8 protein-coding genes and 2 pseudogenes are annotated in these 8,482 nt (G+C 44.7%); 3 read left to right on the forward strand and 7 right to left on the reverse strand.

What is annotated here, in order from left to right; all coding sequences use genetic code 11:
- Positions 1-138: 138 nt before the first annotated feature.
- The 5 genes and pseudogenes from QTN94_RS18615 to QTN94_RS18635 all read right to left on the reverse strand — a co-directional run.
- Positions 139-258: pseudogene (locus tag QTN94_RS18615) on the reverse strand (IS630 family transposase); the annotation flags it as partial.
- Positions 259-469: 211 nt separating this feature from the next.
- Entirely contained in the window at positions 470-1,468 is a 999-nt protein-coding gene (locus QTN94_RS18620) for a succinylglutamate desuccinylase/aspartoacylase family protein (protein WP_138972667.1), read from the reverse strand.
- Positions 1,469-1,598: 130 nt separating this feature from the next.
- The gene (locus QTN94_RS18625) at positions 1,599-2,504 is read right to left on the reverse strand and encodes a DMT family transporter (protein WP_331428500.1); all 906 of its coding nucleotides are present in this window, start codon (positions 2,502-2,504) and stop codon (positions 1,599-1,601) included.
- Complete coding sequence (locus QTN94_RS18630) at positions 2,449-3,243, reverse strand: 2OG-Fe dioxygenase family protein (RefSeq protein WP_331428501.1); 795 nt, start codon at positions 3,241-3,243, stop codon at positions 2,449-2,451. The genes QTN94_RS18625 and QTN94_RS18630 overlap by 56 nt, the downstream gene beginning before the upstream one ends.
- Before the next feature lies 1 nt (position 3,244).
- On the reverse strand, positions 3,245-3,367 hold the full coding sequence (locus QTN94_RS18635) for a hypothetical protein (protein ID WP_331416807.1): 123 nt from the start codon (positions 3,365-3,367) through the stop codon (positions 3,245-3,247).
- Positions 3,368-3,466: 99 nt separating this feature from the next.
- Here QTN94_RS18635 and QTN94_RS18640 point away from each other — a divergent pair, with 99 nt between their 5' ends.
- Positions 3,467-4,390, forward strand: coding sequence for a LysR family transcriptional regulator (locus QTN94_RS18640; RefSeq protein WP_138972664.1), 924 nt, complete (start codon positions 3,467-3,469; stop codon positions 4,388-4,390).
- Positions 4,391-4,407: 17 nt separating this feature from the next.
- Here the strand turns inward: QTN94_RS18640 and QTN94_RS18645 are convergent, their stop codons facing one another.
- Complete coding sequence (locus tag QTN94_RS18645) at positions 4,408-5,586, reverse strand: MFS transporter (RefSeq protein WP_331428502.1); 1,179 nt, start codon at positions 5,584-5,586, stop codon at positions 4,408-4,410.
- A gap of 501 nt (positions 5,587-6,087) precedes the next feature.
- Here QTN94_RS18645 and QTN94_RS18650 point away from each other — a divergent pair.
- Positions 6,088-6,822 (forward strand): flagellar brake protein, encoded by a 735-nt coding sequence (locus tag QTN94_RS18650; RefSeq protein WP_331416804.1) that lies wholly within the window; start codon positions 6,088-6,090, stop codon positions 6,820-6,822.
- Positions 6,823-6,881: 59 nt separating this feature from the next.
- Here QTN94_RS18650 and gltS read toward each other — a convergent pair whose 3' ends face one another.
- A complete protein-coding gene (gene gltS, locus QTN94_RS18655) occupies positions 6,882-8,108 on the reverse strand; it encodes a sodium/glutamate symporter (protein WP_331428503.1) in 1,227 nt (408 codons plus the stop codon).
- Positions 8,109-8,211: 103 nt separating this feature from the next.
- Here gltS and QTN94_RS18660 point away from each other — a divergent pair.
- Positions 8,212-8,482 (forward strand): annotated as a pseudogene (locus QTN94_RS18660) (transposase); the annotation flags it as partial.

The following is an 8,482-nucleotide window of genomic DNA, read 5'->3' on the forward strand; positions in this document are numbered from 1 at the left end:
TCATCACTTGAAGTAGCTTTTCCCATCGTTTATCAGTTAGCATTGTCCTTGGCATGGTGAACTCAGTTGTGATTTGTTTTTGGCGAAATGATTATAACCTTCACCATGCCGTTTAAAAAATCATCACGAAAGATCAACAGACCCTAGTAAAACCGCTTTAATACGGTCGCAAACTCGACTATCACGTTCAATGTCGTGCATTTGTTCGAGTTGCAGTTTCTGTTGAGGAGTCAGTGTAATTTTCATGGTTAATAGCATGATCCTGATTCTATTGAAAATCAAGCACCTTCAATGATCACGGGTATAGCTTAAATTCAAACGATTAATAAACTGTGAAAGGACTCTCAACTCAGCTTGGTGATTTTCTACTATTGGTAAACTTCAGAATTAGGATCACGAAAGTGACAGAGTGGAGGCAAAGATGACCTTATCCAGTGAATTGAAGAAGGTCGGCACTATCATCCCCAACTTAGTGGATCAATCGAACGACCAGAGAACCTGGCGCACGCACAGATTCCACGTTATGGCTAATGACCACACCCGCTGTTGGTGAGTAGTAGGTCTGTATTTCATCACCAAAACTGTTGTATTGAGTCGCGAGTTTCTGACCGAGTGTGACCGCTTCCAGCAACTCAACATGGCAAATTACAAATCCCCCTTGTTCTGCTCTGACACTGGTAATCGTATTGCCTTCCACGCACTCACTGTTTGTCTCTGCAACATCACCATCAAGCAATTGGTAACAACGCAAAACATTGAGCACACCTGTCGTGGCACGTTCAACCATCTCCAGATCAGTGTACCGACCCACTCCCACTTCAATGGTAATGGATGGAATATCAGCGCGATTGTAAACCGTTTCCAATATGCCAGGATCGCCCGGATCGTTGAGAATCACATCAGGGTTGATGAGTCGTGCCATTCGAATAGCATCTTCAATACGGTAATCGGCAAAAGCATAAAGAGGATAAGCACTACCACTGGTTTGAGAGTGGAGATCAATAGCGAGATCCGCATTGGGTTTTAGTAAGTTTTCCCACAGGCTATACGCATAACGGCTAGCATCATCACCATGAGGGTTACCGGGAAAAACTCGGTTGAGGTTGGCTGATGAACTGTCTGGCGCAGCGGAATGAAAATCGCGGCTATGGCGAGCAATACCCGATAAATTAACCGCAGGTACAATCGTCACGCACCCCGAAAGTTCTTGTCCCTCCAGTTCGCGAGCTAACTTCTGCGCAGTCAGTATACCGTTTTGTTCATCGCCATGAACGCCTGCTGTGATCATGATACGTTTACCCGGCTTGGTCCCTTTAAAGACCCGAACAGGCAGGGTTTGTGGATGACCAATCGCATCCGTAGCAACCGCAAACCAGAACTTATGCTCTCCTGGTTCAAGCGCATTGACATCCAAAGCCTGAATCGTTGGATACATAGGCACAATACATTCGTTCAGCGGTTTGGTCATTTTCATCCTCAGCGAAGAAAGGCGTACATCCACTGCACGCCTTATGTTTGTTATTGGAGACTACTTTAATATGGAACCATGTAATAGAGTAGTCATCAACGCTGAATTTTTGTTCCTGAATATTAGAGGACTAGCTTTCTTTGGTCGACGTCACGATGACACTGAATAAGATCAGTAACCCACCAGCCACTTGCAAAGTGGTTAAAGACTCTTGCAACCACACCATTGCGAAAATCGCACCAAATAATGGCTCGCTTCCCATCAGTAGCGAGACTCGCGTTGGCGAAGTTCGACGTACAGCATAGTTCTGCACATAAAACGCAAACAGAGTACAGAATAAGACAAGGTATGCCACTGTCATCCAAAATTCAGGACTGGTCGGAATCACAAACTCAGTGGCGGGCAAATACGTCACCGCGCAGACGATAGCCACACAAGCAACAACCAAAGATTGAAGGGAGGTTAAGGTACTGGTGGTGATCTCTTTACCTTCAGTAAAACGCTTAGTCAATGTCACCATCAAGGCACGCAATAGAGCGGCAGCCAGAATAAAGTAATCGCCACTGTTTAGCGATAATTCTATACCTTGATTACTGGTCAATAGCAGTACACCTACAACACTACAGAGTGTCAGTAGCCATAAAGTATTGCTAACTCTTTTCTTATTAATGACCAGCTCCGCAAATGCCGTCAATATCACCGACAAACTGATCAAAAACGCCGCATTGGATGCTGAGGTTTGTGAAACCCCAAACACTTCACAGAAAAAAATCGCCGACAGGATAAGACCGGTGGGGAGGGCGATCTTCCAGTCTTTATTCAACCCTCGGCGAAAGTCTCGAATCACTACAGGTAGCATACATAAAAAAGTGATCGAAAAACGGATAGAAATGAATACCAAAACACTGGTATACACTAGAGCACTTTTCGTCAGACCATAGCTGGTTCCCCAGAATATGGCGACAAGAAGCAACATCAATTCAGTTAACGGTAGCCTGAAAGTTCCTTTTTCCAGTTGATCCGTTGTGGCTGTCATATTTATTCTCCATCTTGGTAAAGGTCACTACGAGTACATCCCGGTACGCGCATCTTTCTCGACATAATGAGGTAATGGGTGACACCTCATGCATGGTATGTCTATCGTCAGCCAACACCATATCTAAGGGATTATCTAAGGCGAGGCACTCCAACAGATTGTGTTTGCTATCGGTAACTGTCGTATCCCCACCGACAACATTGTTTCTTTTTAACAGCATGGACGCGATATAACTTACTCCGTTGCGATGAAGTCCCTCTGGCGTAGATAACCCCTGATTGACTCCTTCAGCCACTATTCGTTGAGGATGTACTCCGATCACCCAATCCGTTGGCTTACTCTCTGCTAAATCAAAAATAACGCTCAGCAATAGTAAGAGTTTGTTTAGGACTGGTGACTGAACAAATGTTTGCGTCAACGGGGCAAAAGTTCGCTCGATCCCTCCGCTGATCGAGTTGAAACACGTAGGCTGGTAGAAGGGTTGATGCGGCAGCAGCGTAAGTTCCTCAAGCGTCGCGCGCTTTGTAAACTGACCGTATCGACGATGACGATACATTGCGCCACCTGAGATATACCTATCCAGCTCTAGATTGTCCCAACATTTCTTAAAACGGATGACCTCATCAACATTCGTTTCCAGCATATGAGTCATTTGACGACCGCTAATGAAAACGTAGTGGTGATGCTCAAGCAATCCGGCAATCGCCATCAAGTGGCGTTCAAATAGATCTGTATCCATCTCACACCCCACCGATTTTATTCTCGGTAGAGGCTTGATGCCCTGACAACCCTAGCCTTACCCGCATCAGGCGATACACAACGCCTGAAAAATTGATCACTGAGTAAGTCGTTAACTTGTCCACAATGTCGCTCCATAAGTGGGATTTCATTGTTGACTACACTAGTATCCATAAGTAACTTAAGTGAAACAATATGGCTGCATTGCAAAGGATTTTTGCACCATGGACACAAATAAGCTTATTCCACTGCTCTCGGAAATGGCCATCTTCGTCAACGTAGTGGAGTCTGGCAGCTTTTCCAAAACGGCGAAGAAACTTGGCGTCTCCCCTTCTTCGGTCAGCCGCTCGATTACACGCCTAGAGAACACACTGGAAGAAAAGTTACTGGAGCGGACAACACGTCAGATGCGTCTGAGCGTAACGGGACAAGAAGTGTATAGTCTTTGCGCCGATATGATGTATTCGGCCAAAATGGCCGTGTCTGCGGCGCAAACAGACAAATCAGAAGTCTCTGGCGTACTGAGAATTGCCGCCCCCAAAGCGCTCTCCCGTCAGATTTTGATGCCAATGATTCTCGACTTTATCGAGGCGTATCCCAAGGTCAGTTTACAGCTCAAAGTGGCCGATCATTATATCGACCCCATTGGCGATGAAGTCGATGTCATCATCCATATTACGGATAAACCCAACATAGGCCTGGTAGCACGAACTCTGACTCAGTGCCGTCTAGTACTCTGTGCAAGTCCGGCTTATGTGGAAAAAAATGGCATCCCTGAGCATCCAGAAGATATACACGCTCATAACTGTCTGTGCTTAGGGGAGAACCCTCGTGACCGTGTATGGGATTTCACCCAAGGTGAACAAAAGTATTCGATCAACGCTAGAGGCTCGTTCGCGGTTAACCACAGTGAAATTCGTCGCGAGGCGGTATTGAGGGGAATTGGGATCTCGGTGTTTCCCGAATTTGCGATTCAAGAATATCTCGACTCAGGTCAAGTTGTTGAACTGCTCGAAGAGTGGCATATCGGCGGCAATTATCAGGGACAAGTTATCGCACAATATGCCCAATCAAAGTTCATTCCTAAGCAGATCAAAGCGTTTGTAGACTATCTTCAAACGAGATTTAACCAAGAACCATCAAGTTAGATACTTTCCAGCGCTGTTTAACTCCAATTCAAAATACGGACTTCGTTGCCCTCTTGCGGCCACTTAGGAATGTTGAGCGACAGTATAAATGAAACGAAAGCCATTACCGCACCAATGTAAAAGACTGCTGCGGGTGACACTAGCCAAATAAAGCCGAAGGTGACTGGAATAAACACAGCGGCGATGTGATTGATGGTGAATGAAACCCCAGCGGTCGATGCCATATCAGCCGGATCGGCGATTTTCTGGAAATAGGTTTTTATTGCGAGTGCCAGGGCAAAGAATAGGTGATCAACCACGTACAAAGCGGCGGCCCACTCTGCACTTTCCACTAACGCATAACCAACAAACACACAAATCAAGCCCGTGTATTCAAACATCAGTGCTTTACGCTCACCCACTTGACCAATAAATTTACCAATCCGTTTGGCAAACAAGAAGTTAAACAAATAGTTAATCAGGAATAACATGGTTACGTCTGCCGCTGAATAGCCAAACTTCTCTACCATCAAAAAGCCAGCAAACACAGTGAAGATCTGGCGGCGAGCACCGCTCATAAAGGTCAGTGCATAGTAGAGCCAGTATCGCTTACGCAGCACTAACTTTTTATTTTGCTGGACATGCGTCTCAAACTGAGGGAAAGCGAATGCCATCCACATCACCAGTAAGAAGCCCGCCCCACCAAAAGTGAGATAGACCCATTGAAAGTCCATCACCAAAACTTCTAGACAAATCCATAGCGCGCCGTAAGTCACCAATGAAGCCAGTGCACCGATAGAGATAAATTTACCAAGCATCTCTGGTGCCTCCTCTTTGCTCAGCCATTGCAAGGAGAGGGATTGCTTGAGTGTCTCAAAATAGTGGAAACCCGTAGACATCAGCAACGTGGTCAACAACAGACCAAAAACCGAAGGGTAAAATCCGGTGATCGCGGTACCGATAGTCAAAGCACCAAGTGACAGCAACATAAAACGTTGCTCTCGAATAAACAGCAACACAAAGACTGCGTTGAAGGCTAGAAAACCTGGGATCTCTCGTACACTCTGTAAAAGGCCAATATCTGAACCGTCAAAATTCGCCCTTTCAATAACAAAGTTGTTCAGCAAGGCCATCCAGCTAGAAAAAGCAATGGGGACAACAATCGAGATAAGTAACAGGAAGTTTTGCGGTGTTTTCCAACTCGCAGATTGATTCATGACGGGTTCCTCAAGTAAACAAGTTGTTACATTAGATCGCTTGCAGAGAACAAACAATCAGATTTGCAAATTTTACTTTAGGGCTCAAAACCCGTCTCTAAGTACTTGTCAGCCTCAATCGTCTGTCAAAAAAAATGTTAAAACAAAGCTTTATCGCGAATCTAAATCCCGTTATGGTGGACTAATCGACACCTACTATATGGCGCGAATTAAAGCGTAAATACAACTTTAGGCTTACCCTTAGGGGTAAGCCTTATCGTGACCAGCCCACTTAATCCATGCAAAAATTGTGAGTTTTATTCATACTACTTGCACTTTTGGCTGAATGAATCTCTCAAAAATGATAGGCACGTCTAATTTATTGTCAGATTTGATGTTTGAACAATTAGCAAACCACACATAGAATTGACTCTATCCGACCGTATAAAATTCACAGGTCAGATGACCAAAAAAAGACCCACACGTAAAAAGAATAATGATTGTGGGAGCAATGGAGGCTAGATGAATAACTCAGCGGTGGCGCATAAGGAGCATACAGTTCGCTCCTCAAACGATAAGAATGTTTCTATTTTAAATAGTACCGATGCGCTAGCCATGATTGAACATGGTGGTGAGTTGACGATCGGGATTTCAACGCCTGTTGGTACAAGCTTTCGTTGTAAAACCTCTTTTATTGGCACGCATTCCAACAACATTGTGTTAGCAGAACTGCCAAAGATTTCTGATGATGACTTAGAGTATTTCTTTCAAGAAGGTTTCTGGGCAACGATACGTGCGATCTCACCTCGCGGTGAAGGGGCTGTCGTGCATTTCCGTGGACAACTGCAACATGTGCTGACGGCTCCAGTGCCAATGGTCGCTTTGTCTGTACCTAAAACGATGCAAGTGACACAGTTACGCAAAGAGCCTCGTTTCGAAGTGAATCTTTCAGCACGTGTCGAAGCTAACACTCACAGGCTAGAGTGCGAAATTCGAGACTTGTCGAAAGGCGGTTGTCGCTTTATCACGGCGCCGTTAAGTCGACCTTTTCAAGTTGGCGAAGAGATTGCTCTTCATGTTCAGCTAAATACTCCCAAAGGCCCACGCTTTGAGCCCCTATTTGGCAAGGTGTGTAACCTCCAACGTTCACTCCATTACGCACGCTATGGTGTCGCATTCACTGATGATGGGAAGAACAATGCCAAGATCCTCCTAGGCCACTTAAAGTTCAATGGCACCAAACTAACCTTGCGCTAATCTCACATATAAAAAAACGCCCTGCTCAATTAGCAGGGCGTTTTTATTTACCGATTTGTTTAACCGATAAACGAGATGTAGCCTTGTAGAATGATTAAGTTCACTATGTCGATAAAGAACGCTCCAACAATTGGAACCACCATAAATGCCTGTGGCGATGGACCGTATTTATTGACCAAAGACCCCATATTCATTACCGCTGTCGGTGTCGCTCCAAGACCAAAGCCACAATGTCCACCGGCCATTACTGCCGCATCATAGTTAGAGCCCATCACTTTAAAGGTCACAAAATAAGAGAAAAGCCCTAGCACCACAGACTGCACAGCGAGAATGACTAAAAATGGAATCGCAAGGTCAAAAATGTTCCATAGTTTCAGACTCATCAGCGCCATTGCTAAAAACAGTGACAGAGAAACCGTACCCAAAATATCAACGGTTTCGGCATCAATCTTATGGGTTTTGCTCACTTCCAATACATTGGTAATAAACACGCCAATAAACAGCGCATAAACAAAGTCAGGTATCATCAGCCAACTGATGTTGAAACTCACGACCCACTGCTCCAAATACTTGGCACCAGTGACACAAATTAGCAGAATAAAAAGAATCTCGATGACCTTTTTAGCCGTCACTTTATCTTCTTCATATTCGTTGTATGTCACGAGTTCCGGAAAGCGTGCGTGAGTCTGTGTACCTGAACCATACTCTGATTCAAAGCCATTTTTATTGATCAGCCTCTGCGCAACTGGGCTACCAATAATACCGCCAATAATCAAACCAAAAGTGGCTGAAGCCATCGCGATTTCGAGAGTATTAGTCAGGCCGTAGTTATCGGAAAAGGTTTGTGACCAAGCGGCACCAGTGCCATGTCCGCCAGACAGAGTAATCGAGCCAGCAATAAGACCCATTAAAGGATCTAGGCCTAGCGCGGTCGCCATCGAGACACCAACGCCGTTCTGAATGATGATATAAAACGAAGCGACTGCAAGGAAGATGAATACCTTCGCTCCACCTTTCATCAACTGAGTGTAATTGGCAGCGAGACCAACGGTGCTAAAGAACATTAGCATAAAGACTTTCTGCAACGGCAGAGAGAACTCGAGATTAATGCCATTGAAGTGCATTATTGTGATGATAACTGCGACGATAAGACCACCAACAATCGGCTCAGGGATATTAAACTTCTTCAAGATCGGAAGTTTGGAATTTACAAAGTGCCCTAGGAATAAAACGCTGATTGCGATTAAGAAAGATTCTAGCGGTCCAACTGAAATTATCTTATTCATATAACCTCTTTTTAGGGTCTGTTGATCTTTCGTGATGATTTTTTAAACGACATGGTGAAGGTTATAATCATTTCGCCAAAAACAAATCACAACTGAGTTCACCATGCCAAGGACAATACTAACTGATAAACGATGGGAAAAGCTACTTCAAGTGATGACGAGTACCGGTCGAGTTTATAATAAACCAGAGCATCGGATGACTTTCGAAGGGATACTGTTTCGAATGAGGACTGGCGTGCCATGGAGAGATTTACCTTCTGAATTCGGTGAGTGGAGTACCGTTTATAGACGCTTCAACCTTTGGTCTAGAAAAGGCATTTTAAACTACTTTTCAATCAGTTATCTAACATGGCTGATTTTGAATGGGTCTTTCT

This window comes from Vibrio sp. M250220 (genome assembly GCF_036533795.1).
Classification (GTDB): Bacteria; Pseudomonadota; Gammaproteobacteria; order Enterobacterales; family Vibrionaceae; genus Vibrio.

What these genes read in the sequence shown, in the direction of transcription:
- QTN94_RS18645 (WP_331428502.1), bottom strand. Translation starts at nt 5,586, where the DNA reads ATGAATCAATCTGCGAGTTGGAAAACACCGCAAAACTTCCTGTTACTT.
- QTN94_RS18625 (WP_331428500.1), bottom strand. Translation starts at nt 2,504, where the DNA reads ATGACAGCCACAACGGATCAACTGGAAAAAGGAACTTTCAGGCTACCG.
- gltS (WP_331428503.1), bottom strand. Translation starts at nt 8,108, where the DNA reads ATGAATAAGATAATTTCAGTTGGACCGCTAGAATCTTTCTTAATCGCA.
- QTN94_RS18640 (WP_138972664.1), top strand. Translation starts at nt 3,467, where the DNA reads ATGGACACAAATAAGCTTATTCCACTGCTCTCGGAAATGGCCATCTTC.
- QTN94_RS18650 (WP_331416804.1), top strand. Translation starts at nt 6,088, where the DNA reads ATGAATAACTCAGCGGTGGCGCATAAGGAGCATACAGTTCGCTCCTCA.
- QTN94_RS18620 (WP_138972667.1), bottom strand. Translation starts at nt 1,468, where the DNA reads ATGACCAAACCGCTGAACGAATGTATTGTGCCTATGTATCCAACGATT.
- QTN94_RS18630 (WP_331428501.1), bottom strand. Translation starts at nt 3,243, where the DNA reads ATGGATACAGATCTATTTGAACGCCACTTGATGGCGATTGCCGGATTG.